Below are 23,777 nucleotides of genomic sequence, written 5' to 3' on the forward strand. Positions count from 1 at the left end.
CCGCTCATGTCCCCCATGATGAGGGGCACCACTGACAATGGCCTCCTGCTGCCCGTCGCGGACGAGGACGGGCAGCCCTTCTGGGACTTCGCCGCCCGCGGTGAGCTGCGCGTTCAGGCCTGCGCGGACTGCCACCGGCTCCGCTTCCCGCCCCGGCCCTGCTGCCCGCACTGCCAGTCCTTCGCCGGCGAGTGGCGCCGGATGTCCGGGCGCGGCCACATCTGGTCGTACGTCGTGCCCCACCCGCCCCTGCTGCCCGGCTACGCCGAACAGGCCCCGTACAACGTCATCGTCGTCGAGCTCGCGGACGCCCCCGGCATCCGCCTCGTCGGCAATCTCGTGGCCCACGCCGACGCCGCGCTCGACTCCGTCGACCCGGCCGCACTGCGGATCGGCGCCCCCGTCCAGGTCGCGTTCACCGAGATCGCGCCGGGTGTCACCGTGCCCCGCTGGCTTCTGGAGCGCCCATGACCCTGCACACGGAGCGACGCCCGGACGGCGTCGCGCTCGTCACCCTGAACCGGCCCGAGCGGCACAACGCCATCGACCTGGCCACCGCACGCCAACTGCAGTACGCCTGGCGGGACTTCCGCAGCGACGACACCGTACGGGCCGTCGTGCTCACCGGCGCCGGGGACCGCGCCTTCTGCACCGGCATCGACCGCTCCGCCGACGTCCCGCAGCCGCGCTCCCCGTACTCCGTGGACGACCCGCTGCGCACGGTCGGGCCGAAGGCCGCCGATCTGTGGAAGCCCGTCGTGGCCGCGGTCGGGGGCATGGCGTGCGGCGGGGCGTTCTACCTGCTGGGCGAGGCCGAGTTCATCGTCGCCTCCGAGAACGCCGCCTTCTTCGACCCGCACACCTCCTACGGCATGGTCAGCGCGTACGAGTCCGTGCTCATGGCGCAGCGCATGCCGTCGGGCGAGGCTGCGCGGATGGCCCTGATGGGCACCGCGGAACGCCTCTCGGCGCGCCGGGCCCACGAGATCGGCCTGGTCTGCGAGCTGACGCCGCCCGGCGGGGCCACGGCCGCCGCCCTGCGCGCGGCCGCCGTCATCGCCTCCTACCCCACGGAAGCGGTCCAGGGCACGGTCCGGGCCCTGTGGGCGGCCAAGGAGGCCGCCCGCGCGCACGCCCTGGCCCTGGCGCCGCACCTGGTCTCGCTGGGGAACCTGCCCCCCGCCGACCAGGCGGCGCTCTTCGCCGCCCGCGACCGCTCCCACGACCACCGGCTGCGCTGACCGCCGGCCTGGGGCCGGGGGGCCGAAGGCGTGTGACGGCCGGACGTCAGCGCCGCGAGTGCCCCGTGCCCTTGGCCGCGTCCAGGGCGTAGACGCACCGGTCCTTGCTGCAGGCGTAGACCACACCGGCCACGGCCACGGGCGAGCCCGTGATCTCGCCACCGGTGGCGAGCTTCCAGCGGAGCTGACCGCCCGCCGCGTCCACCGTGTAGAGGCAGTGGTCCGCGGAGCCGAAGTGGACCCGGCCGTCGGCGACGACGGGGGCGCCGACGATGTCGCCGCCCGCCGCGAAGCGCCACTTGGGCGTGCCGGTGACCGCGTCCAGCGTGTAGAGCGCCCCGCCGCTGCCCAGATGCACGGCGCCCGACGAGACGAGCACGGGCTCGGTCGACTGGCGGGCCTCCGTCGCGATGCGCCAGCGGTCGCGGCCGGTCGTCGCGTCCAGGGCGTACACCGTGCCCAGATAGTCGGCGATGTAGACGCCGCCGCCCGTCACCGCGGGCCCGGGGGCGAACGCGGGCGGGCTCAGGAAGACCGCCGGCGCCTCGAACCGCCAGCGCACGTCGCCGCGCGCCACGTCGATGGCGAGCACCCGCGTCCCGGCCGCGACGTAGACCATCCCGTCCGGCGCGGACAGCAGCCGTACCGGCACTCCTCCGCAGGACGCCGCGTCGCCGACCGGGTAGGACCAGCGCTCCACGCCCGTACGGGCCTCGAGCGCGCGCAGCCGGGCGTCGGCCCAGACGTAGACCGTGCCGTCATGGACGGCCGGACCGCAGTCGGGGGTCTCGAAGTCGGTCTGGGCGCCGGTCATCTCCCACAGCAGTTCGCCGTTGGCGGCCTCCCACGCCTGGACGCCGCCGCCGCGCGTACCCGTGACGATCGTTCCCCGGTCGGCCTTGAGCGAGTAGACCCAGCCGTCCGTGGCCAGGCGCCACCGCTCGGCGCCGTCGGCGGCGTCGAGCGCGTACAGCGTGGGGCCGTCGGAGGCGTGTATGCGGCCGTCGGCGACGGCCATCGCCCAGGCCACGTCCCGGGTCTTGAACTGCCGGCGCCCGCTCGCCACGTCGAGCGCGTGCACCTCGAAGGACGTGACGTACAGCAGGTCCTCGGAGACGACGGGCGTGCCCCAGACGTCGTTGGACATGCGGAACCGCCACGGCCGCCAGCGGCCCGGGTCGCTGTGGGCGCCGGTGGCGCCGTCGGGCGCCGGCGCCGGAGCGGGCGCCTGCCCGGGCACCACGGCCGCCGAGGCCCCGGCCGGGGGCCGTACCCAGCCGGTGGTGGGGCCGGCTCCGGTCTGGGCGTGCGGCTCCCGCGCGTCGGCGACCCGCGGCCCGGGCCCGATCGGCACCTGCGATCCGGCCAGCCGCACGGTGCCCTCGGGCGCGGCGGCGGGAGCCCCGGCGTGCCGCCCCTGGGCAGCGGCGGCGCCCGCGGGCCGTACACCGTGCGGGCCGCTCAGGCCACCCCGCGGATCGGGCGCCACGACGCCGGAGCGCCCGGCGCCCGAGCCCACGTGGCCGTCGCCCCAGCCGGTGCCGCTGCGGGCACCCGAGGGCGGTTCGTAGCCCGCAGCCGGCTCCGGGGCGGGCGGCTGGACGGGGCGGGGCGGGGGGGCCGAACGGCCGCGCCCGCCGCCCCGGGGGCCGCCGGCGGCGGCCGGGGGACGGTGTCCGGCGCGGCGCTGTTCGATCAGGGTGACCGCGTTGTCGGGCAGCCACGCCGAGGCCGTACCGCTGTCGTCGCCCCCGCCGGAGGCGAACAGGTGCGGTGCCAGCTGCGACTGCAGGTCGGCCGGGCTCGGCCGGTTCTCCGCCGCCATCTGCATGCAGGAGTCGATCAGGGGCCGCAGCTCGTCGGGCAGGCCGCTCAGATCGGGGCCCTCCCGCAGCAGCATGAAGACGGTCTCGACCGGATTCGCGCCGTGGAAGGGCGCGTGCCCGGTCGCGGCGAAGACCAGCGTGGAGCCGAGGGAGAAGATGTCGCTGGCCCCGGTCACACTGCGGGAGTCGCGCGCCTGTTCGGGTGACATGTAGGCGGGCGTGCCGACCGCGACGTTGGTCATGGTCAGCCGGGTGTTGGAGACGCCGGAGGCGATGCCGAAGTCGATGACCCGGGGGCCGTCCTCCACCACGAGCACGTTGGACGGCTTCAGGTCGCGGTGGACGAGCCCCGCGCCGTGGATGGACTGCAGCGCCTCCGCGATGCCCGCGGCCAGCCAGCGCACCGCCTGGGCCGGCAGCGGCCCGCACTCGTTCACGATCTCCTCGAGCGAGGGCGCGGGAACGTAGGCGGTGGCGAGCCACGGCACGGCGGCCCTCGGGTCGGCGTCCACGACCGCGGCCGTGTAGAAGCCGCTGACCGCCCGGGCCGCTTCCACCTCACGGGTGAACCGGACCCGGAAGAGCTGGTCCTCCGCGAGCTCCGTGCGCACCGTCTTGATCGCGACCCGTCGGCCGGACGCCGAGCGGGCGAGATAGACCAGCCCCATGCCGCCCGCACCGAGCCGGCCGAGCACCTCGAACGGGCCGATCCGTCTCGGGTCGTGCTGCGTAAGCTGCTCCACCACTGACCTGCCACCTCCCCGTGGGGGCTTGAAGGGTTTCAGCCCCGTGCAGCGCGTCACCGCGAATTATCCCGGGGTACGCACCCTGATTCTTCCTGGCGAAGCCCGCGGTTGCGAACCCGGGGGCGCTTCGCCGTGTCTCCGCCAAATAGGTGCATATCCCGCTATACGCGGACTCACCCGCCTCATGCCCTCCTCCTACCCCCTCCCGCCCTGCCCGCCCCCGCCCTGCCGGCTACGCCTGCACCGGCTGCGAGACGTCGATGACGGCGAAGTCGGCGCCCTGGTCGTCGGCGAGCACCGCGAAGCGCCCGTACGGGGTGTCCTGGGGCTCCCAGCGGAGCCGGCCGTGCAGCCGCAGCGTCGCCTGCACGACGGCGTCGCAGTCGTCGACCACGAAATAGGCCAGAAAGTGGGCGGGCATCTCCCGGGGGAACCGGTCGTCCATGACGGCACGGCCCGCGACCGCGTGCTCGGGCGTGGCCGGCGTCCCGGCGGGCGTCCAGATGGCGAACTCGATACCCGCCTCCTCGCTCAGGTCGTGGACGTTGAGCCCGAAGACCTCCTCGTAGAACGGGTCGATCGCCGCGGCGTCCCACGTGTACACCTCGGCCCAGCCGTACGCGCCCGGCTCGCCCCGCTTCTCGAACCCCTTGTGGGTGCCGGCCTCCCACACCCCGAAGACGGCGCCTCCGGGGTCGGCCGCCATCAGCATCGTGCCGAACGGGCCGATGGCCATCGGGCCCATGACGATCTGCCCGTGCGCGGCCCGGATGCGGTCGGCCGTGGCCGCCGCGTCCGGCGAGGCGAAGTAGACGGACCAGGTCGTCGGCATCCGGCCGTCCGGCTTGGGCGCCAGCGCGGCGACGTTCTTCCCCTCGTGGAACGCGTGGGTGTAGTGCCCGTACTCCCCTCCGCTGTCCTCGAACGTCCAGCCGAATATCTCGCCGTAGAAGCGCTTGCCCGCCGCGACGTCCGGCAGCATGACGTCCACCCAGCACGGGGCGCCTTCCGGGAATGCGTCCGTGGCTGTGCTCATGGTCCGCCCTCCTTCCGCGGGTGGGCACGGCGCCCTGTCCGCTCGGAGTGTTCTCGCTGCCACGGTAGAGGCGGAACGCGGATCCCGCGCGGCCTGTGGATAACCGCCGGGCGGCCTCGCGGACGACCCCCGGACGCCTCGGCGGGACCGCCGTCCACAGCTCGTTGATAGGACAATTCACCGGTACGGGCCAATCCGCTCCTACCGTCTACGAACCCCTTCACACCCCCTCTGACCTGCGCTTACACCCCATCGAACACCCCCGCCCCCATTTGCATGCGGCCGAATCGCGCTCCGATCACCCCTCGGTAAGCTGACGGCATGACAGGACAAGTACGCACCGTCGACGGCCGCGTGGCCGGTCGACGCGGTCAGGCGACGCGGCAGAAGCTGCTCGACTGCCTCAGCGAAATGCTCAGCTCATCCCCGTACCGCGATGTCAAGGTCATCGATGTCGCCCGCAGGGCCGGCACCTCCCCCGCGACCTTCTACCAGTACTTCCCCGACGTCGAGGGTGCCGTCCTCGAGATCGCCGAGGAGATGGCGAAGGAGGGCGCGAGCCTGACCGACCTGGTCGCCGGGCGCTCCTGGGTCGGCAAGTCCGGCGCGCAGGCGGCCGAAGAACTGGTCGACGGCTTCCTCGGGTTCTGGCGCAAGCACGACGCGATCCTGCGCGTCGTCGACCTGGGAGCGGCCGAGGGCGACAAGCGGTTCTACAAGATCCGCATGAAGATCCTCAACGCCGTCACCAACTCCCTGACGGAGTCGGTCAAGGAACTGCAGTCCAAGGGCAAGGTGGACAAGGACGTCAGCCCGGCCGCGGTGGCCGGTTCGCTCGTCGCGATGCTCGCGGCCGTGGCCTCGCACCAGAAGGGCTTCCAGAGCTGGGGCGTCAAGCAGGCCGAGCTCAAGCCCAACCTCGCACTGCTCGTGCATCTGGGCATCACCGGCAAGAAGCCGACGAAGTAACCCACAGCGCGACCGCGCACCACATCGCACCACTCGCACGTCCTGTCATCGCAGCGGCGGGCCGCTCGGGCTCGGCCCCGGGCGGCCCGCCGCGGCGCACCGCGACGCGTCCGCCGGCCCTACCGCCTCTCGAGCCGGAACAGCCGGATCTCACGCTCCACACGCGCCTGATAGCGCGCGTACGGCGGCCAGAAGGTGAGCACCGCCGCCCACGTCTCCTCCCGCTCGGCTCCGCGCAACAGCCGCGCCCGTACGGGAATGTCCCGCCCCTTCCAGCTGATCTCCGCATCCGGGTGCGCCATCAGGTTCGCCGTCCAGGCGGGGTGTCCGGGGCGTCCGAAGTTGCTGCCGATCAGGGTCCAGGCGTTGCCGGTGCGGTCGTCCGGCATGCAGGCGAGCGGTGTCCGCCGCGGCAGGCCGCTCTTGGCTCCCGTCGAGGTCAGCAGCACCGAGGGGAGCATGTACCCGCTCAGCAGCACCTTGCCGTGCGTGATCCGGTGAATCGCCCGGTCGGCCGCGGGCACGAAGTGCGGTGCGATCCGCGCGAACGTACGGGTCGAGGAGACGGAGCGCACCAGGCGCTCGACGGCTGCCATCACAGCACCACCGCTTCCCGGGACCCGGTGGCGTCAAACAGCCCCGACACGCCTGCCGAGCGCTCCCGGAGCCGGTGTACGGGCCCGAACAGCAGCTCGTCCGACGCCGCCCGTTTGAAGTACCTCTGCACATCGTGTTCCCACGTCACTCCGATGCCTCCATGCAGTTGGATCGCCTCCCCGGCGACCGTCCGGGCCGTTTCCAGGGCCTGTGCGAGCGCGAGCCCTCCCACGGCGGCCCGAGCGGACCATGCCGCGTAGTACGCCGCCGAACGGGCCGCCTGCACGGACACGTACAGCTCCGCCAGGCGGTGCTTGACGGCCTGGAAGGAGCCGATCGGCCTGTCGAACTGTTCCCGCACGCGCGCGTACTCGACGGTTTGCTCCAGCACCCGTTCCGCCGCACCCACCGCTTCGGCCGCGAGAACGGCGGCCACCCGGCCGCCGAGCGCGGCCAGCGCGGCCCGTACGTCGGCCTCCGGCGAGCCGAGCGGTTCCGCCTCGGCGTTGCGCAGCTCGAGGCGCGCCTGGGGCCGTGTCTCGTCCAGTGCGGTCAGCCGCGTACGGGTCACCCCGCGCGACGTCTCCGGGTGCAGGGCGAACACCATGGTGCGGCCGCGCGCGTAGCCGCCGGTGTGCGCGGCGACCAGCAGCAGACCGGCACTGTGCCCGTCGAGCACCTGCCCGGCCTCTCCGTAGAGCCGCCAGCCGTCGCTCGTCCGGCGGGCCTGCACACCACCGGCCCGGCCGCCACCGGACCAGTGGGCGCTGTCGGGGCCGGTCAGGGCGAACGCGTCCGGCAGTGTGCCGTCCGGCACCACGAACGTGCCGGTGAGCCGTCCCGAGGCAAGGCGGGGCAGCAGCCTCGCGCGCTGCTTCGGCGTGCCCAGGGCGGCGACGAGGGGCACGGCCACCGCCGCGGTGGCCGTCAGGGGCGAGGGAAGCAGCGCCCGCCCTGCCTCCTCGGCGGCCAGGGCCAGCTCGATGAGGCCGCAGCCGACCCCGCCGTACCGCCGCTCCACCGCCAGGCCCGGCAGCCCCAGCTGATCGGCGAGGCGGAGCCACAGTCTCCCGTCGTAACCGGCGGGGGTCAGTACGGCCGCCCTGCTCTCGCCCGGACCGGCCTCCTTGAGCAGGACCTCGCGCAGGGTGCGCCGGATCTCCCCCTGCTCCACGCTGAACGCGGCGTCCATCGGCAGCCTCTCCTTCAGCACTACTGACGGGCCGTCATATTAGGTTCAGGGGATCGGGTTTCCCAGAGGCGGGCGCAAGTTGGGCACGGCCGGTGCCGCATTGATCTGATGTACCGTCAGCTCCATGACTCCAGGCAAGCGCAAGGTCGCTGTCGTCGGCGTCGCCCTCTCCGACTGCGGCCGGCTCGACACGGTCACGCCGTACGCCCTGCACGCACAGGCCGCCCGCCGTGCCGTCGCCGACTCGGGGCTCGACAGATCCCTGGTGGACGGCTTCGCCTCGGCCGGGCTGGGCACGCTCGCCCCCATCGACGTCGCGGAGTACCTGGGGCTGCGGCCCACCTGGGTGGACTCGACGTCCGTCGGCGGCTCGACCTGGGAGGTGATGGCCGCCCACGCGGCCGACGCCATCGCGGCGGGTCACGCCAACGCCGTCCTTCTCGCGTACGGCTCCACCGCCCGCGCCGACATCAAGGCCGGCCGCCGCACCGCCGGCCTGTCCTTCGGCACCCGCGGCCCGGCCCAGTTCGAGGCTCCGTACGGGCACACCCTCATCGCCAAGTACGCGATGGCGGCCCGGCGCCACATGCACCAGTACGGCACCACGCTTGAACAGTTGGCCGACATCGCCGTTCAAACCCGCGCCAACGCCGCCCACAATCCCCACGCCATGTACCGCACCCCCCTCACGGTCGACGAGGTGCTCGGCGGCCCGGTGATCGCCGACCCGTTCACCCGGCTCCAGTGCTGCATACGCTCCGACGGTGGCTGCGCCGTGCTGCTGGCCGCCGAGGAGTACGTCCCGGACACGGCCAAACCACCGGTGTGGATCGCCGGCACCGGTACCACCGTCTCGCACACCACGATGTCCGAGTGGGAGGACTTCACCACCACCCCGGCGGCCGTCTCCGGGCGCCTGGCCTTCGGGCGCGCCGGAGTCACGCCGCAGGAGATCGAGGTGGCGCAGCTGTACGACGCGTTCACCTATATGACCCTGGTGACGCTGGAGGACCTCGGCTTCTGCGCCAAGGGCGAGGGCGGCGCCTTCGCCGCCCGGGGCAGGCTGACCATCGGAGGCGATCTGCCCGTCAATACCGACGGTGGCGGCCTCTCCGCCTGCCACCCCGGCATGCGGGGCCTGTTCCTCCTCGTCGAGGCCGTGCGCCAGCTCCGCGGCGAGGCGGAGGAGGGCCGCCAGGTCCGCACGGCAGGCGGACGGCCGCCCCGGCTGGCCGTCGCCTCGGGCACGGGAGGCTGGTTCTGCTCGTCGGGAACGGTGATCCTGGCCCGCGACTGACACATGCGAGGGCCATGCCTGGCGTCGGGGGCCGCGTCGGGGTGCCGGGACCGCCGCAAGGCCGGCGCAGGCGATGCGGTCCCGCGCCGACAAGCGGCTATCCGGCTTCCGCCGCCGGCCGGAAGACCGGCACCGCAGGCAGGACGCCCTCAGGTTCACCGCGGTAGGCGACCCGCAACCGCATGCCGATCCGCAGCTCGCTCCCCAAGCAGTCGATCACCTCGGTCATCATGCGCGGCCCCTCCTCGAGGTCGACCACCGCCGCGACGTAGGGGACGCGCGCACCGAAGGGCGGGAGGTCGTTCACGTGGACGACGGACCAGGTGTAGAGCGTGGCGCGGCCGCTCGCCTCCTCCCAGACGACGTCCTCGCTCCAGCAGCGCGGACAGAACTCCCGCGGATAGTGATGCGCCTTCCCGCACCCGCCGGCACGGCACCGGCGTATGAGCAGCCTCCCCTGGGTCGCGGCGTCCCAGTAGGGCCGCGTGAAGTCGTCGACCTCCGGAACGTCGAAGCGCGGCAGCCCTCGCATCGATCCCACCTCCCGACAGCGGCGTGGTTCCGGCGCACAACCATTCCTGACGGCTTGTCAGATCGGTAATCTGACTCCACGTCAGCTTATCGGCCATTGAGCAGGAGTGGGCGAGAACGATGCTCGGATCGACTCACGGCACCCTCACCACCACCTCCCGTCCGGCCCGCGTAGTGGCCTGTGGCCGACGACCAGGCCCCATGGTCCACGGCACGGCCTCTCCCGCCGGCGACGACCTGGACGTCAGCGGGCGCCCCCTGCGCTCCGACGTCCCCGACCTGGACCGCTTCTTCCGCCCCGAGACCGTGGCCGTCATCGGCGCCTCGGAGACCGAGGGCCGGCCCAACACCCGGATCACCCAGCAGCTCATCGCCTGGGCCAAGCGCGTCGGCGCCCGCGTCCACCCCGTGCACCCCACCCGTGCCACCGTTTTCGGCCTCCCCTGTCATGCGTCGGCCCGCGACGTGCCGGGCCGGATCGACGTCGCCGTCGTCCTCGTCGGCGACCCGGTCCCGGTCGTCGAGGAACTGGCCCACTGTGACGTGGCGTTCGCCGTCGTCTTCGCTTCCGGCTTCGCCGAGACGGGCAGCGAGGGGGCCGCGGCACAGGCCCGGCTCGCCGCCGCCCTCCAGGGCACCGGCACCCGTCTGCTCGGGCCCAACACCAACCTCAACGCCTTCGAGCCCGTCCGCGACGACCTCAACGGACCGGCCATCGCGCTGATCACCCAGTCAGGCCACCAGGGCCGGCCGGTCTTCAGCCTGCAGGAGCTGGGCATCCGGCTCTCGCACTGGGCCCCCACCGGCAACGAGGCGGATCTGGAGTGCGCCGACTTCATCTCCTACTTCGCCACCCGGCCCGAGGTCGGAGCCATCGCCACCTATGTGGAAGGGCTCAAGGACGGCCGCGCCTTCCTGCTCGCCGCCGACCGGGCCGCCCGCCACCACGTGCCGGTCGTCGCCGTCAAGGTGGGCAGGACCGAGGTCGGGGCCCGCACCGCCGCGACCCACACCGGCAAGCTGACCGGCGCCGACGACGTGGTGGACGCCGCCATGCGGCAGTTCGGCGTGATCCGCGTGAACGGCCTGGACGAGCTCCAGGACACCTCCGCCCTGCTCGCCCGCGCCCGCCCGCCCCGGGCCGAGGGCATCGCCGTGTATTCGATCTCCGGCGGCACGGGGGCGCACTTCGCGGATCTCGCCACGGCGGCCGGGCTCGAGCTCCCCGTCCTGCCGGCCGCCAAACAGGCCGAACTCCACCAGTGGATTCCCGACTATCTGAGCACCGCCAACCCCATCGACAACGGCGGTCACCCTGTGGGCGACTGGCGCGGCCGCAAGATCATCGATGCCGTCCTCGCCGACCCCTCCGTCGGCATCCTCGTCTGCCCGATCACCGGCCCCTTTCCCCCGCTGAGCGACAAGCTCGCCCAGGACCTGGTGGACGCGGCGGAGAAGACGGACAAGCTGGTCTGCGTGGTCTGGGGCTCCCCGGTCGGCACCGAGGACGCCTATCGCAGCACCCTCCTCGGCTCTTCCCGCGTGGCCACCTTCCGCACCTTCGCCAACTGCGTCACCGCCATCCGCGCCTACCTCGGCCACCACCGCTTCACCGCCGGCTACCGCTCCCCCTTCGACGAGGCGCCCCGCGCCCTGTCCCCCTCGGCCCGCAAGGCCCAGGCACTGCTGCGCCCAGGTGAGCAGCTCAGCGAGCACGCGGCGAAGCAGCTCCTGCGCGCGTACGGCATACGCGTGCCCCGCGAACACCTGGTGACCAGTGCCGCCGCGGCCGTGCGCGCGGCCGCCCAGATCGGCTACCCGGTCGTCATGAAGGCCTCGGGCCCCCACCTGGCCCACAAGTCGGAACTGGGCCTGGTCAAGATCGGGCTGACCTCCGCCAGCCAGGTCCGCGACGCCTATCGCGAGCTCACCGACATCGCCCGTTACGAAGGGCTCCCCCTGGACGGCATCCTCGTCTGCCAGCGGGTCGGGCGCGGTGTGGAGATGGCCGTCGGCATCACCCACGACCCTCTCTTCGGTCCCACGGTGACGGTGGGCCTGGGCGGCGTTCTCGTGGAGGTCCTGGACGACACGTCCGTGCGCGTACCGCCGTTCGGCGAGGACCACGCGCGGGCGATGCTCGGCGAACTGCGCGGGCGGGCCCTGCTCGACGGGGTCCGGGGGGCTCCCCCGGCCGACGTGGACGCCCTCGTCGAGACCGTCCTGCGCGTCCAGCGCATGGCCCTGGAACTGGGCGACGACCTCGTCGAGGTGGATCTCAACCCGCTGGTGGTCCTCGAGCGCGGCCAAGGGGCCGTGGCGCTCGACGCGCTGGCCTTCTGCCGCTGACGCGGCAGCCGTGCCCCGGCCCCTCCCCCGGCCGGCCGACCGCGCGCGAGGCGCCCGTAGGAAAAGGAGCTCCCCCATGAATCTCTCCCCCCGTGAGACATCCCCCGAGCCCGCTGGGCACGGCGAGCCGGACGGCTCCGTCGCGCCCAGCGGCTCCGATGACTCATTGGTACGGCACGCCACTGACAACGGCGTCGTCCTGATCACCCTCAACCGGCCCCAGGCGCTCAACGCCATCACCCCTGACCTGCGCGAACGTCTTGTTTCGGAATTCATCGGGATCTCCGCCGACCCGGCCGTCCGGGCCGTGGTCCTCACCGGCGCGGGCAGGGGATTCTGCTCGGGCGCCGACCTGCGGGCGGCCCCCGCAGCGGCCGCCGCCGCGCGCGTTCCGGGCGATGTGGCCCGCACGATCCGCGTCGGCGCGCAGCGGCTGATCAGCGCGGTGCTGGACTGCGAGAAGCCCGTGATCGCCGCCGTGAACGGCGCCGCGGCGGGGCTCGGCGCGCATCTCGCGCTGGCCTGCGACCTGGTCCTGGCCGCCGAATCCGCGCGGTTCATCGAGGTGTTCGCCCGCCGCGGTCTGGTGCCCGACGGCGGCGGCGCGTATCTGCTGGCCCGGCTGGCCGGGCCGCAGCGGGCGAAGGAGCTGATGTTCTTCGGCGACGCGCTCTCGGCGACCGAGGCGGAACGGTTCGGCCTGGTCAATCGCGTGGTGGCGGATGCGGAGCTGAGCGGGACGGCACGGGCGTGGGCCGAGCGACTGGCGGCAGGGCCCACGCGCGCGCTCGCCCTCACGAAACAGCTGGTCAACGCCTCGCTCGAGGCCGATCGGGCGACCGCCTTCGCCGCCGAGGCGGCCGCGCAGGAGATCAACGCGACGACGGCGGACGCGGCCGAGGGCGTGCTCGCCTTCGTCGAGCGCCGGAGCCCCGCCTTCCGGGGGCGGTGACGGCTTCGGCGCCGGCGGTGTACGCGCGAACCCTTCCGATCTGACGGCGCATCAGATTCAATGGGGTTCATGATGGGACACGCCGGGATGGCGGCCATCGCCGTGCGCCGCCTGCGCTCGACGGGCGCGCCGGCCACCGCTCCGCCTTTCGACCCGCTGCCTCGACCGCGACTGCGCGCCGTCAGGGCGGACGAGCGGCCGCCGCCCGCCCCGGAGGAGTTCCGGAACGTACTCGGCCACTTCGCCAGCGGGGTCACCGTCATCACCGCTCCGGGCATGGAAGGACAGCCGCCCGCGGGCTTCGCCTGCCAGTCCTTCTCCTCGCTGTCCCTCGACCCGCCGCTGGTCGTCTTCATGGTGGCCCGTACGTCCACCACCTGGCCGCGCATCGCCCGTGCGGGAGTGTTCTGCGCCAACATCCTCGGCTCCGGGCAGGGGTCGCTCTGCCGGGGTTTCGCGGTCAGAAGTTCTCAAACAGCCGACAAGTTCACCGACGTGCCCTACGAAGGGGCTCCGGTGACCGGTTCGCCGAGGATCGCGAACGTACCGGCCTGGGTCGACTGCACGATCCACACGGTCCACACGGCCGGGGACCACCTCATCGTCGTCGGACGCGTGGAGGCCCTCGGAGTGGACGACAGCGCGGCGGGCGCCGGGCCGTTGCTCTTCCACCGTGGGGCCTTCGGAACGTTCGACGGGTTCGGCCCGTCCGGCGACTGAGGGGCGAGCTGCGAGGGCGGCCTCACCGCTTGTGCTTGACCACCTTGGTCAAGGTGTAGCGCTTGCCGGAGCCGGGCTTGCCGATCTCGTGGTAGATCCGCGGCTCCTTCTCCGAACCGATGACACTCCAGTCCCGGGAGAGCTCGCAGGCGCTGATCCGCAGGGAGACGCCCTGCACCCGCCCGTCCTCCTTGACCGCCTTCCACGTGCCGGAGCCGTCGCAGTCCTTGGGCTTGTCCTTGCCGGTGCCGTCCCAGATGAAGTTGTCGAGCCCGTCGGCGACCGCGTTGCCGTCGGTGGCGAGCCGGACGGTGCCCCCGCGGCCGTCGGTCCAGGTGCCGGCGAGGTCCGACTTGGTCAGCCGCGGCGGCTCGTACACCTTCACCAGGCCGGTGGCGTAGGCCCCGCCGCCCAGTGTCGCGACGGCCAGCCAGGCGATCGCCCCGACGCGCGTCACTCTCCGGGCCACGCTCCCCTGGCGGGCCTCGCGGACCCGTCGCGCCGCCGCCTGACCCGCCAGGGTGGCGGGCAACAGGCCGACCGTGAGGAACACCCACCACAGCAGGTAGCTGAGGACGGGTGCGAAAGAGAGGCTGCCCAGCGCCGCCACGGCGCCGAAGACGGCCACCGCCGCCGCCGCGACCACCGGAACGGCGGCGAGGACCCACAGCCGGCTCTCGCCCCGCCACCTGGCCGCAGCGGCCCGGCGGGCCAGCGTCAGGCCCGGCATCACGGCGGCAGCGGTTACGAAGCCGCTGACCAGAACGGTCAGGAGAAGGACACCGCATACGAGCGCGGTGATCAGGAGGGGGCTGCTGGGGATGCCGTCGTGCTCACGCGAGAGCAGGACGAGCACACCGGCCGTGCCGGCGATGAAGACCTCCGCACAGAGCGTGGCCATCGACGCGCAGAACGCGGCGCCGAAGCCGTCGCCGTTCGTCAGCCGCTTCGGCGTCGCGGCGGACCTCTCGGGTACGGCGTCGGTCGCCTCGTCCGGTATTGCGTGCGGCTCAGCCTTCTGTGTCATTTGCGCCCCTCTCTCCAAGAATGAGTCCCCCGGAGGCCGAGAGGTTCCGTCGTGAGAGGCCCAAGACCGCACTCACCCCACCGGTCCACCGAATCCATCGACAACGAGGTCCGGACATACCGCCACGCCAACCCCACACTCAGGCAGCGGCCGGCGCAAGACCTACGGCAGGGATCACATAAGGGGCGGACCGGGTCACCGATCGAACGAAAGGACGCCGCGAGCCACCGTACGGTTGTTCACGTCGCTCGCCGCCCGCTCGAAATCCTCGACCGGATAGACCCTGGTGACCAACTCGTCGAGCAAGAGCCGTCCTTCGCGGTAGAGCTGCGTGTAGAGCGGAATGTCGCGCTGCGGACGGGAGGAGCCGTAGCGGCAGCCGAGTATCGACTTGTCGAGGTAGAGGGACGAGACGAGGAAGGACGCCTCCGCGTCGGCGGGCGGGACGCCGAGCAGCACCGCCTGACCGTGCCGGTCGAGGAGATCGACCGCCGTCCGGATGAGGCGGGTGTCGCCGACGCACTCGAAGGCGTGGTCGACGCCCGTCGGGAGGATCTCCCGCACGGCGGCCCGGATATCGGGGACGACGGAGGCGTCGACGAAATGGGTCGCGCCGAAGCGCCGCGCCGTCGCGCCCTTCGCCGGATTGGCGTCCACGGCGACCACGGTGGAAGCGCCGGCGAGCCGGGCCCCCTGCAGGACGTTGAGCCCGATGCCTCCCGCGCCGATGACGAGGACGGATTCGCCGTGGCCCACCCGGGCACGGTTGAGGACGGCGCCGACGCCGGTCAGGACGCCGCAGCCGATAAGTGCCGCCGAGACCAGCGGAACGTCGTCGGGGATCTTCACCGCCTGGACGGCCTTGACGACCGTGCGCTCCGCGAAGGCGGAGTTGGAGGCGAAGTGGAAGAGTTTCTCCCCACGGCGGGAGAAGGGCCGGCCCGGCCTGCCGATCGACTGGCGGCACATGGTCGGCCGGCCACGGTCGCAGTCCGCGCAGACTCCGCAGGCCGCCAGAGTGGACAGTGCGACATGATCTCCGGGAGTGAGGTGGGTGACGCCTGAGCCGATCGCCTCGACGATCCCGGCGCCCTCGTGGCCGAGGACCACGGGGACGGGGTAGGGGATGGTGCCGTAGATGACCGACAGGTCGCTGTGGCACAGTCCCGCGGCGACGACGGCGACGAGCACCTCGCCGGGGCCGGGAGCGCGGACGTCCAGGTCGTCGACGACCTGCGGCCGCTTCCCGTCGAAGATGACGCCTCTCATGATGTGGTCCTCTCCGGCAGCGGGGATGGGGCGGTCAGGACGGCCAGACGACCGACTGGAGCTCGCTGTACGCCTCCAGGGCGAAGGAACCTCCGTCGCGGCCGACCCCGCTGTCCTTGAAACCGCCGAAGGGCGTCTCGGGGTGGCGCTGGGCGGTGTTGATGCCGACGTTCCCGCTGCGCAGGCGCGCTGCGAGCGCCCAGGCCCGCGCGGTATCGGCGCTGAAGACGTAGTCGTAGAGGCCGTAGGACGTGCCGTTGGCGATACGGACCGCCTCGTCCTCGTCGTCGAAGGCCATGGCGGCCACCACGGGGCCGAAGAGCTCCTCACGGGCGACGGTCATGCCGGGCGCGACATCGGCGATGAGGGTGGGAGCGACGTAGAACCCGGTCCGGGTGCCGGGGCGGGCGCCGCCGACGACGATGCGGGCCCCTTCCTCGCGAGCTCCGGCGATGTGCGCCTCGACGCGGTCGCGCTGCGCGGCGGAGATCAACGGGCCGACGATCGTGGAGTTATCCACAGGGTCCCCGACTGTCAGTGACTCCGCGTACTGTTTGAGACCGGCGACGACCCGCTCGTACAGCGATCGGTGGACGAGCACCCGGGTCGGCGCCGTGCAGATCTGCCCGCTGTGGAACGACCAGACCGAACCAACGGCTGTGATCGCCGACTTGAGCACCGTGTCGTCGGCGTCCCCCAGGACGATGGCCGCGCCCTTGCCGCCCAGCTCCATCAGGGTGCGCTTCATCGACCTCCCCGCGGCTTCGGCGATCTTCTTTCCCACGGCGGTGGAGCCGGTGAAGCTGATCATGTCGACGGCCGGGTGCGCCACGAGCGCCTCGCCGGGCGCCGGTCCCGAGCCGGTGACCACGTTGAACACCCCGTCCGGGAGGCCGGCTTCCCGGAACAGCGGGCCCAGCTCCAGGCAGCACAGGGGGTCCTGCGGCGCTGGTTTGGCGACGACCGCGTTGCCCATGGCCAGGGCGGGGGCCACCTTGCCCGCGAGATTGACGATCGGGAAGTTGTAGGAGGTGATGCAGCACACGACGCCCACGGGGCGACGGACCGCGGCGGCACCGATCAGGCCGCCGGGCGCGAGCGGGCCGGAGGCGACGGCCCGCGGCGCGAGGGGGATGACCTGCGGCTCCATCGCACCGCGCGCGTAGCGCCGGAAGCGGTCGGCCGCCGGGAGCACCTGCAGGGACGAGGCGACGCGCATGGTCGCGCCCGTCTCGGCCTGGAGGAGGGGGACGAGGTCTCCCTTGCGTTCGGTGAGCAGATCGGCGATCCGGTCCAGCACGGCCGCGCGTTCGCGCGGATCGGTACGGGACCAGCCGCCCTGTGCGGCCTGTGCGGCGGTCACGGCGTCGGCGACTTCGGCGGGAGTCGACTCCGGGGCCTCCCCGACGACCTCTTCGGTCGCCGGATTGACAATTGGATAGTGCCCCTTTTCCGGCGCGCGCCAGGCGCCGGCGATCCAGTGCCCGTACGCCGTCATGGTCGTGGCTCCTTCGGCAGGCCGAGGACGCGCTCGGCGATGATGTTGCGCTGGATCTCGTCCGAGCCGCCGTAGATCGTGTCGGCCCGGCTGAAGAGGAACAGGCGTTGCAGGGCGTCCAGTCGGTACGGCCTGTCGGCGCGCCAGTCGTCCGGTCCCAGGGCGGCGGACGCGCCCCGCACCTGCATCGCCAGTTCGCCGAGCCGTCGGTGCCAGCCGCCCCACAGCAGCTTGGCGACACTGGGCACCCCGGGGTCGTCGGTCGCTCCCAGGGTCCGCAGGGCGTTCCAGCGCATGATCTGCAGGTCGGCCCATTGCCGTACGAGCCGGTCCCGTACCGCCGGCTCCGCTGCGGCTCCACCCTCCACGGCGACACGGATCACGCGGGCCAGCTCGGCGGCGAAGCCGATCTGCTGGGCCAGGGTGGACACCCCGCGCTCCCGCGCCAGAAGTCCCATGGCCACCCGCCAGCCGTTGCCCTCGCCGCCGACGAGGTGCTCGGCCCGGGCCTCGGCGCCGTCGAAGAACACCTGGTTGAAGTCGGCGGCCCCGGACATCTGCCGGATGGGACGGACCTCGATCCGGCCGGGCTGGTCCATCGGCACAAGGAGAAAGGAGAGTCCGTGGTGGCGCCGGGACCCCTCGGTGGAGCGGGCCAGCACGAAGCACCAGTCGGCCTCATGGGCGAGGGAAGTCCAGATCTTCTGTCCGCTGATGCGGTACGTGCGGCCGCCGTCGGTACGCACGGCCGCGGTGCGCACGGCTGCCAGGTCGGATCCCGCTCCGGGTTCGCTGTAGCCCTGGCACCAGAGCTCCTCGCCCCGGGCGATGGCGGGGAGGAAGCGGGCGCACTGGGCGTGGTCGCCGTGGGCGAGGAGGGTGGGGCCCAGGAGGTTCTCGCCGAAGTGGCCGAGGCGGGCGGGCGCCTGGGCGCGGGCGTACTCCTCGGCCCAGACGACCTGCCCGGTCAGGGTGGTGGTGCGGTTGCCGTAGGTGCCGCGGGCGGGGTTCCAGCCGAGGCCGATCCAGCCGCCGTCGCCGAGCTCGCGTTCCCAGGCGCGGCCGGCGGCACGGGCCGGCTCACCGGCGGTGTGCTCGGCCAGCCAGGCCCGCGCCTCCTGGCGGAACGCCTCGTCCTCCGGTCCGAATGCGAAGTCCATGCCCTCTCCCGTCGGCGCTCGGCGCGTCACGCGTTGGGGCGTTGTCCGGCGGCGGCCGCGTCGGCCATGGCCTGGAGCCGGTCCAGCATCGGCATCGGGTCGGTGCCCACCGTTCCCGGGAGGATGTCGGCGATCCGCTCGGGGGTCCAGGGCCCTTCCGCGTAGGCGGCACGCAGTTCGCGCGGCTGCGCCCAGACCGCGATCTTGGGGCCGGCGACCGTGTAGACCTGTCCGGTGATCCGCTCTTCGCGGGCGCGCTCGCTGAGCAGGTAGACCACCAGCGCGGCCACGTCTTCCGGCTCGCCGATCTCCTTGAGTTCCATCGGCACGTTGGCGGACATGCGGGTACGGGCCACGGGCGCGACGCAGTTGGCGGTGACGCCGTACTGGTGCAGGCCCAGTGCGGCACTGCGGACGAGGGAGATGACGCCTCCCTTGGCGGAGGCGTAGTTGGCCTGCGCCACGCTGCCCTGGTGGTTTCCGCTGGTGAAGCCGATGAGGGTGCCGCTCCGCTGTCGGCGCATGACGGCGGAGGCGGCGCGGAAGACGGTGAAGGTGCCCTTCAGGTGGGTGGCGATGACCGGGTCCCACTCCTCTTCAGTCATGTTGAAGAGCATGCGTTCGCGGAGGATTCCGGCGACGCAGACGACGCCGTCCAGGCGCCCGTACCGCGCCAGTGCCGTATCGACGATCCGCTGTCCGCCGGCCATGGTCGACACGTCGTCCGCGAGCGCGGTCGCCTCGCCGCCCGCGGCTTCGATCTCCTTGGCGACGACGGTCGCGACCTCACTGGTGGGCTTGTCGCCCGCGAGGGACACGCCGTGATCGTTCACGACGACCTTGGCGCCCTCGGCGGCGGCGGCCAGGGCGACGGCTCTGCCGATGCCGCGCCCCGCACCGGTGATGGCGACCACCTTGCCGGCCAAGAAGTTCCCCACGGTGTGCCCCTTCCCGCAGTTTCTGACGGCCCGTTAGATTTTTGGGCAGCGCGGGCGCGAGCACAAGACCTGTAGGCAAGCAAAGGCGAACGACGAAAGATCGCGATCCGGGAGGATTCCATGCCGTTGCCGGGCGAGTTCCATGAGCTGGCCAAGCGAGTCAACAACTGGGGGCGCTGGGGGGCGGACGACGAGATCGGCACCCTCAACCTCATCACCGACACGGTCGTCCGCACGGCGGCCGCGACCGTCACCACCGGACGACGCGTCCCACTGGCCCTTCCGCTGCAGCAGGACGGAGTGCAGACGGGGGTGATACCCGGCAGGGTCAATCCGCTGCACACCATGGTCGCGATCAATGTGGAGCTGTTCGGGCCCGGGACGGTTGCCACCAGCGATGACACCGTGACCATGGGCCTCCAGGCGGGCACCCACTGGGACGGGCTCTGCCACGTCTCGCACGGCGGGAAGCTCTACAACGGACGCCCCGCGGACTCGATCACCGCACGCGGGCGCGCCGCCTTCAGCGGCATCGAGAAGGCGGGACACATCGCCTCACGCGGCGTGCTGCTCGACGTAGCGCGCGCCAGGGGCGTGGACCGGCTCCAGGACGGCCATGCCGTCACGCCCGAGGATCTCGAGGCAGCAGAGGAACTGGCCGGGGTCACGGTCGGGTCCGGCGACATCGTGCTCGTGCGAACTGGCCAGATCCAGCGGTATCTGACGGGTGACAAACAGGCGTACGCCTACCCTTCGCCCGGCCTGTCGATCCGCACTCCCGAGTGGTTCCACGCCCGCGATGTCGCGGCCGTCGCCAACGACACCCTGACCTTCGAGATCTTCCCGCCGGAGATCGAGGACCTCTGGCTGCCCGTGCACGCGCTGGACCTCGTGGAAATGGGCATGCCGCAAGGCCAGAACTGGAACCTGGAAGTGCTCTCGGAAGCCTGTGCGGAGGAGCGACGCTACGCGTTCTTACTGGTGGCCATGCCCGAGCCGTTCGTCGGCGGGGTCGGGACACCGGTCTCGCCCGTGGCGATTTTCTGAAGGGAGGCCACCGCGCGTCACACCCCTCCGACAGGCGGGCGCTTGGACCCCGTCAACGGTTCGGGCGGGCGGCGGCGTACAGATGCGCACCCCGAGCACGGCACCGTACGCCGCCACCCAGCTCCGGCGCCTGAGCCCTGCTGTCGCGCCGGGCCGCGACCCGCACTCGCCAAGGCAGCCCTGGGCACATGGGCCTCTCGACGTCCCCTCGCAACGAATCGCTGCATCCAAGGGTGATCACGTGAACACTTCACGTCAACACCTGGTCTGGACTTTGTCGACTAAGCCCGATTTGTCACGGCGTGTTGTGGCTCAAAAGCGCCGCTCCAGAGGGGAGCCCCGCGATCGACCTCGCACCAGATGCGCTTGCCGGCGCCCTCCCGGTGCCACCCCCAGCGGTCGGCCAGGCCGTCCACGAGCTCCAGACCCCTGCCGCCGGTGTCGTCGCCCTCGGCGCACCGCCGCCGCGGCGGGCGGGCGCTGATGTCGGCGACCTCGACCCGGACGGTGTCGATGCGCGGCCCCGCGGCCGCGCCGACGGTGGCACCCGCGCCAGGGAAGAGCATGCGCAGGACGGCCGGACAGCCGGTGTGGACGACGGCGTTGGTGACCAACTCCGAGATCAGCAGGACCAGCGTCTCGGCGAGGGGCTCATCGGCCCCTATGCCCGATCCGGCGAGCCGCGACCGCGCCCACCTGCGAGCCCGCCCCACCTCCGCGGGGTCGGCCCGAACCTCCATCTGCATCTGAAGCACCTGCACCGCTCACACCATCCGAACCGGCGGACACAACGCCTCGCGTCTCAGGGGGATCACGGAACGTGAGCCCCGTCCGAGACAGCATGGTTGACGTACAGTTACCCCAACAAGCGCTTCAGGCATATTCCGGCGCAAAGGAGTATGCGTGCTGCATACTGTGCGACGCGCGCTGTTGGGACTCGAACAGCAGGGTCTTTCGAACCCCGCACGGACATGAGCGAAGGGCATTCCCGCGCCCGGCACGATCGCTTCCGCGACGCCGGTTTTGTTGAGCCCCTGAACCACTCGCATCCCACGGAGAGTACCCGAGGCTCGGCCCGACTCCGCACTGTGACGAGTAACGCGAAGAACACAACTCGATATCGACGCAGCGTGATCAGTTATCGGCCGTAAGGCGTATATTTCACCCGCACCGATTACGCAGCGCCATTCGGGTGATTCGCGATTTCCATCGAGCAATTTTCCGGACGGACGAGGAGCGCGGCCGCCAACTCCTCCTCGGCCTCCGCCCTCGGCTGCCACTGTTCGACCCTCAGCCATGCCCTCTTCAGGTGTGGATGGACGTCACCGTCCCATGTGAATCCCATGCCTCCATGCAGTTGCAAACAGTCACGGGCATTACGGACGGCAGCCTCATCAGCGAGCAGTTTGGCCTCAGATATGTCACGGAGCGTCATAAGAAAGGACGCGGCGTACACGCTAGTGCGTGCGAGTTCCGTACGGACGAGCATTTGTGCACACAGGTGCTGCACCGCTTGGAAAGCCCCGATAGGGCGGCCGAACTGGGTACGGCTTTTCGCATAGGAGACCGCCATTTCCAGGGTGCGAGCGGCACTGCCGAGTTGCTGGGCGGCGGTCAGCAGCATGGCCACCTGGCGCAGGCCGGCGGTGCAGCCGGCTCCGGCGACCGACTTCGTCTCCTGGGGGGCGGGCAGCCGCTGTACGAGATGCAGCGGCGTCGTGGGGTCGACCGACCGTATGCTCCGCGCCGCGAGCCGGCGCGGGCCCCTGCCACCGCTCGTCTCCAGCATCCGGGGCGCGGGGCCGTCGAGAAGCAACACGGCGTCGGCCGCGGCGAGGTGTTCCACCGCGCCGGGCCGGTCCAGCGCCGTCACCACGGCCGCGCCTTCGGCGGCGCCGGGCACGAGGCCGGCCGCCAGATGCGTGGCGACCAGCGGGCCGGTCAGCTGGGCACGCCCCGCCTCCTCGAAGACGAGCACCGCCTCCGCCGGCCCGAGACCGACGCCACCGGCCTCCTCGGGCAGTCTCAAGGCGAAGAGACCGGCATGGCCCAACTCCCGCCAGAGCGCGCGGTCGACGCCGGTTCCCGGCTCCTCGGCATCCACCGCCGCGCGATGCCTCTCCCGCGGAAAGCGTGCCGCGAGGAGTTCGCGCATTCCTTCCCGCAGGGCGCGTTGATCGTCGCTGAGCCGGAAATCCATGGTCCCTTTCACCGTCCCCGGGGCAGGCCGAGGATGCGCTCGGCGATGATGTTGTGCTGGATCTGGGAGGTGCCCGCGGCGATGGTGTACGCGAGGGACGACAGGCGCTCGGCGGTCCACTCGTGATCGGCGTCCAGGGCCAGAGGGCCGAGGATCTCGGCGGCAGCGTCGTACAGCTCCTGCCGTGCCTGGGAATAGCGCAATTTGAAGACCGACCCGCCGACGCCCGGCACGCCGTCGCCTCCCGAGCGGAGTGAGGCCTCGGCTTCGCTCGCATTCCACTGGACGAGGCGCCACAGGGCCCCGAACACGGCGTTCAGGTGCCCGAGGCGGCGGCGCAGGACGGCGTCGTCCCACCGGCCGTTCTCCCGTGCGGCCCGGGCCAGCCGGGCCAGGGTGCGGCGGCAGGCGGCGACCTCTCCGGCGAACGCGGTGCCGCGCTCGTAGGAGAGGGTGACCATGGTGACGCGCCAGCCGTCGTTCTCGGCGCCCACACGGTTGCCGACCGGCACCCGCACGCCGTCGAGGAACACCTCGGCGAACTCCGTGGATCCCGCGAGGGTCCGCAGGGGGTGGACGCTCACTCCGGGCGCGTCCATCGGCATGGCCAGCCAGGAGATCCCGCGGTGGCCGGGGACCGAGGGGTCGGTACGCACGAGCAGCTCGCACCAGTCGGCGACCTCGGCGTGCGACGTCCAGATCTTGCTGCCGGTGACGACGTACACGTCGCCGTCACGGACCGCGCGGGTGCGCAAGGAAGCGAGGTCGGAGCCCGCCTCGGGTTCGGAGAAGCCCTGGCACCACACCTCCTCGCCGCGCAGGATCGGCGGCAGCCAGCGGGCGCGCTGGGCGGCCGTGCCCTCCGCCGCGATGGTGGGGCCGGCGTGCAGCAGGCCGACGAAGTTGGCGCCCACGTACGGCGCGCCCGCCAGCTCGGTCTCCTCCAGGAAGATCAGGTGCTGGGTGGGCGTGGCGCCCCTCCCGCCGGCGTCGGCGGGCCAGTGCAGGCCGGCGTATCCGGCGTCGTACAGCGCCCGTTGCCAGGCGCAGTCATAGGCGCGGCGGGCGGGCCAGTCCGTCGCGGCCGGCTTGTCGGGCAGGCTGGGCAGCGTCTCGTGCAGCCACGAGCGCAACCGGTGCCGGAAGTCGTCCTCTTCCGTGGTGCTGCTGAGGTCCATGGGG

The 23,777-nt window shown here is 72.2% G+C and carries 21 protein-coding genes; 8 read left to right on the plus strand and 13 right to left on the minus strand.

Going from position 1 to position 23,777, the window contains the following annotated elements; translation table 11 throughout:
- The first annotated feature begins 6 nt into the window (after positions 1-6).
- Together AB0G59_RS07635 and AB0G59_RS07640 are read left to right on the plus strand one after the other, a co-directional pair.
- Complete coding sequence (locus tag AB0G59_RS07635) at positions 7-471, plus strand: OB-fold domain-containing protein (RefSeq protein ID WP_360909082.1); 465 nt, start codon at positions 7-9, stop codon at positions 469-471.
- Positions 468-1,241, plus strand: coding sequence for an enoyl-CoA hydratase/isomerase family protein (locus tag AB0G59_RS07640; RefSeq protein WP_360909084.1), 774 nt, complete (start codon positions 468-470; stop codon positions 1,239-1,241). Before AB0G59_RS07635 ends, AB0G59_RS07640 begins: the two co-directional genes overlap by 4 nt.
- Positions 1,242-1,287: 46 nt before the next feature.
- On the opposite strand, the gene AB0G59_RS07645 is transcribed toward AB0G59_RS07640, so the two are convergent.
- Both AB0G59_RS07645 and AB0G59_RS07650 read right to left on the minus strand, forming a co-directional pair.
- Positions 1,288-3,813 (minus strand): PQQ-binding-like beta-propeller repeat protein, encoded by a 2,526-nt coding sequence (locus AB0G59_RS07645; protein ID WP_360909086.1) that lies wholly within the window; start codon positions 3,811-3,813, stop codon positions 1,288-1,290.
- Between the two features lie 232 nt (positions 3,814-4,045).
- Positions 4,046-4,849: a VOC family protein gene (locus tag AB0G59_RS07650; protein ID WP_360909088.1), complete on the minus strand. Its 804-nt coding sequence runs from the start codon at positions 4,847-4,849 to the stop codon at positions 4,046-4,048.
- A 321-nt stretch (positions 4,850-5,170) separates the two neighbouring features.
- Here AB0G59_RS07650 and AB0G59_RS07655 point away from each other — a divergent pair, with 321 nt between their 5' ends.
- On the plus strand, positions 5,171-5,818 hold the full coding sequence (locus AB0G59_RS07655; protein ID WP_360909090.1) for a TetR family transcriptional regulator: 648 nt from the start codon (positions 5,171-5,173) through the stop codon (positions 5,816-5,818).
- Positions 5,819-5,937: 119 nt separating this feature from the next.
- On the opposite strand, the gene AB0G59_RS07660 is transcribed toward AB0G59_RS07655, so the two are convergent.
- A complete protein-coding gene (locus AB0G59_RS07660; RefSeq protein WP_360909092.1) occupies positions 5,938-6,414 on the minus strand; it encodes a nitroreductase family deazaflavin-dependent oxidoreductase in 477 nt (158 codons plus the stop codon).
- The gene (locus tag AB0G59_RS07665; protein WP_360909094.1) at positions 6,414-7,607 is read right to left on the minus strand and encodes an acyl-CoA dehydrogenase family protein; all 1,194 of its coding nucleotides are present in this window, start codon (positions 7,605-7,607) and stop codon (positions 6,414-6,416) included. Before AB0G59_RS07665 ends, AB0G59_RS07660 begins: the two co-directional genes overlap by 1 nt.
- A gap of 124 nt (positions 7,608-7,731) precedes the next feature.
- On the opposite strand from AB0G59_RS07665, the gene AB0G59_RS07670 reads away from it, so the two are divergent.
- Positions 7,732-8,904, plus strand: a complete 1,173-nt coding sequence (locus AB0G59_RS07670) for an acetyl-CoA acetyltransferase (protein ID WP_360909096.1) — start codon at positions 7,732-7,734, stop codon at positions 8,902-8,904.
- Positions 8,905-9,001: 97 nt separating this feature from the next.
- Here the strand turns inward: AB0G59_RS07670 and AB0G59_RS07675 are convergent, their stop codons facing one another.
- Positions 9,002-9,436: a Zn-ribbon domain-containing OB-fold protein gene (locus tag AB0G59_RS07675; RefSeq protein WP_360909098.1), complete on the minus strand. Its 435-nt coding sequence runs from the start codon at positions 9,434-9,436 to the stop codon at positions 9,002-9,004.
- Positions 9,437-9,555: 119 nt separating this feature from the next.
- On the opposite strand from AB0G59_RS07675, the gene AB0G59_RS07680 reads away from it, so the two are divergent.
- From AB0G59_RS07680 to AB0G59_RS07690, 3 genes are all read left to right on the plus strand, one after another.
- A complete protein-coding gene (locus tag AB0G59_RS07680; RefSeq protein ID WP_360909100.1) occupies positions 9,556-11,784 on the plus strand; it encodes an acetate--CoA ligase family protein in 2,229 nt (742 codons plus the stop codon).
- 76 nt (positions 11,785-11,860) lie between these two features.
- Entirely contained in the window at positions 11,861-12,736 is an 876-nt protein-coding gene (locus AB0G59_RS07685; protein ID WP_360909102.1) for an enoyl-CoA hydratase-related protein, read from the plus strand.
- A gap of 60 nt (positions 12,737-12,796) precedes the next feature.
- Complete coding sequence (locus AB0G59_RS07690) at positions 12,797-13,456, plus strand: flavin reductase family protein (protein ID WP_360909104.1); 660 nt, start codon at positions 12,797-12,799, stop codon at positions 13,454-13,456.
- 22 nt (positions 13,457-13,478) lie between these two features.
- Here AB0G59_RS07690 and AB0G59_RS07695 read toward each other — a convergent pair whose 3' ends face one another.
- The 5 genes from AB0G59_RS07695 to AB0G59_RS07715 form a co-directional block, all read right to left on the minus strand.
- Entirely contained in the window at positions 13,479-14,483 is a 1,005-nt protein-coding gene (locus AB0G59_RS07695; RefSeq protein ID WP_360909106.1) for a hypothetical protein, read from the minus strand.
- 195 nt (positions 14,484-14,678) lie between these two features.
- On the minus strand, positions 14,679-15,752 hold the full coding sequence (locus AB0G59_RS07700; protein WP_360909108.1) for a Zn-dependent alcohol dehydrogenase: 1,074 nt from the start codon (positions 15,750-15,752) through the stop codon (positions 14,679-14,681).
- Between the two features lie 34 nt (positions 15,753-15,786).
- Positions 15,787-17,250 (minus strand): aldehyde dehydrogenase family protein, encoded by a 1,464-nt coding sequence (locus AB0G59_RS07705; RefSeq protein ID WP_360909110.1) that lies wholly within the window; start codon positions 17,248-17,250, stop codon positions 15,787-15,789.
- Positions 17,247-18,410 (minus strand): acyl-CoA dehydrogenase family protein, encoded by a 1,164-nt coding sequence (locus AB0G59_RS07710; RefSeq protein WP_360909112.1) that lies wholly within the window; start codon positions 18,408-18,410, stop codon positions 17,247-17,249. The genes AB0G59_RS07705 and AB0G59_RS07710 overlap by 4 nt, the downstream gene beginning before the upstream one ends.
- A gap of 26 nt (positions 18,411-18,436) precedes the next feature.
- Positions 18,437-19,348 (minus strand): SDR family NAD(P)-dependent oxidoreductase, encoded by a 912-nt coding sequence (locus AB0G59_RS07715; RefSeq protein ID WP_360909114.1) that lies wholly within the window; start codon positions 19,346-19,348, stop codon positions 18,437-18,439.
- Positions 19,349-19,468: 120 nt separating this feature from the next.
- Here AB0G59_RS07715 and AB0G59_RS07720 point away from each other — a divergent pair, with 120 nt between their 5' ends.
- Positions 19,469-20,395, plus strand: a complete 927-nt coding sequence (locus tag AB0G59_RS07720) for a cyclase family protein (protein WP_360909116.1) — start codon at positions 19,469-19,471, stop codon at positions 20,393-20,395.
- Between the two features lie 281 nt (positions 20,396-20,676).
- Here AB0G59_RS07720 and AB0G59_RS07725 read toward each other — a convergent pair whose 3' ends face one another.
- The 3 genes from AB0G59_RS07725 to AB0G59_RS07735 all read right to left on the minus strand — a co-directional run bounded on the left by AB0G59_RS07725 (position 20,677) and on the right by AB0G59_RS07735 (position 23,773).
- Positions 20,677-21,156 (minus strand): ATP-binding protein, encoded by a 480-nt coding sequence (locus AB0G59_RS07725; RefSeq protein WP_360909118.1) that lies wholly within the window; start codon positions 21,154-21,156, stop codon positions 20,677-20,679.
- Positions 21,157-21,569: 413 nt separating this feature from the next.
- The gene (locus AB0G59_RS07730; RefSeq protein WP_360909120.1) at positions 21,570-22,595 is read right to left on the minus strand and encodes an acyl-CoA dehydrogenase family protein; all 1,026 of its coding nucleotides are present in this window, start codon (positions 22,593-22,595) and stop codon (positions 21,570-21,572) included.
- A gap of 8 nt (positions 22,596-22,603) precedes the next feature.
- The gene (locus tag AB0G59_RS07735) at positions 22,604-23,773 is read right to left on the minus strand and encodes an acyl-CoA dehydrogenase family protein (protein ID WP_360909122.1); all 1,170 of its coding nucleotides are present in this window, start codon (positions 23,771-23,773) and stop codon (positions 22,604-22,606) included.
- Between the last annotated feature and the right edge of the window lie 4 nt (positions 23,774-23,777).

Origin of the sequence: Streptomyces sp. NPDC021096 (assembly GCF_040641275.1) — a bacterium.
Taxonomy (GTDB): Bacteria; Actinomycetota; Actinomycetes; order Streptomycetales; family Streptomycetaceae; genus Streptomyces.

Bases quoted from the DNA above. Each gene is read 5' to 3' on its own strand.
- AB0G59_RS07635 (WP_360909082.1), top strand. From the start codon at position 7: ATGTCCCCCATGATGAGGGGCACCACTGACAATGGCCTCCTGCTGCCC.
- AB0G59_RS07640 (WP_360909084.1), top strand. From the start codon at position 468: ATGACCCTGCACACGGAGCGACGCCCGGACGGCGTCGCGCTCGTCACC.
- AB0G59_RS07650 (WP_360909088.1), bottom strand. From the start codon at position 4,849: ATGAGCACAGCCACGGACGCATTCCCGGAAGGCGCCCCGTGCTGGGTG.
- AB0G59_RS07655 (WP_360909090.1), top strand. From the start codon at position 5,171: ATGACAGGACAAGTACGCACCGTCGACGGCCGCGTGGCCGGTCGACGC.
- AB0G59_RS07660 (WP_360909092.1), bottom strand. From the start codon at position 6,414: ATGGCAGCCGTCGAGCGCCTGGTGCGCTCCGTCTCCTCGACCCGTACG.
- AB0G59_RS07665 (WP_360909094.1), bottom strand. From the start codon at position 7,607: ATGGACGCCGCGTTCAGCGTGGAGCAGGGGGAGATCCGGCGCACCCTG.
- AB0G59_RS07670 (WP_360909096.1), top strand. From the start codon at position 7,732: ATGACTCCAGGCAAGCGCAAGGTCGCTGTCGTCGGCGTCGCCCTCTCC.
- AB0G59_RS07675 (WP_360909098.1), bottom strand. From the start codon at position 9,436: ATGCGAGGGCTGCCGCGCTTCGACGTTCCGGAGGTCGACGACTTCACG.
- AB0G59_RS07680 (WP_360909100.1), top strand. From the start codon at position 9,556: ATGCTCGGATCGACTCACGGCACCCTCACCACCACCTCCCGTCCGGCC.
- AB0G59_RS07685 (WP_360909102.1), top strand. From the start codon at position 11,861: ATGAATCTCTCCCCCCGTGAGACATCCCCCGAGCCCGCTGGGCACGGC.
- AB0G59_RS07690 (WP_360909104.1), top strand. From the start codon at position 12,797: ATGGGGTTCATGATGGGACACGCCGGGATGGCGGCCATCGCCGTGCGC.
- AB0G59_RS07695 (WP_360909106.1), bottom strand. From the start codon at position 14,483: ATGACACAGAAGGCTGAGCCGCACGCAATACCGGACGAGGCGACCGAC.
- AB0G59_RS07700 (WP_360909108.1), bottom strand. From the start codon at position 15,752: ATGAGAGGCGTCATCTTCGACGGGAAGCGGCCGCAGGTCGTCGACGAC.
- AB0G59_RS07705 (WP_360909110.1), bottom strand. From the start codon at position 17,250: ATGACGGCGTACGGGCACTGGATCGCCGGCGCCTGGCGCGCGCCGGAA.
- AB0G59_RS07710 (WP_360909112.1), bottom strand. From the start codon at position 18,410: ATGGACTTCGCATTCGGACCGGAGGACGAGGCGTTCCGCCAGGAGGCG.
- AB0G59_RS07720 (WP_360909116.1), top strand. From the start codon at position 19,469: ATGCCGTTGCCGGGCGAGTTCCATGAGCTGGCCAAGCGAGTCAACAAC.
- AB0G59_RS07730 (WP_360909120.1), bottom strand. From the start codon at position 22,595: ATGGATTTCCGGCTCAGCGACGATCAACGCGCCCTGCGGGAAGGAATG.
- AB0G59_RS07735 (WP_360909122.1), bottom strand. From the start codon at position 23,773: ATGGACCTCAGCAGCACCACGGAAGAGGACGACTTCCGGCACCGGTTG.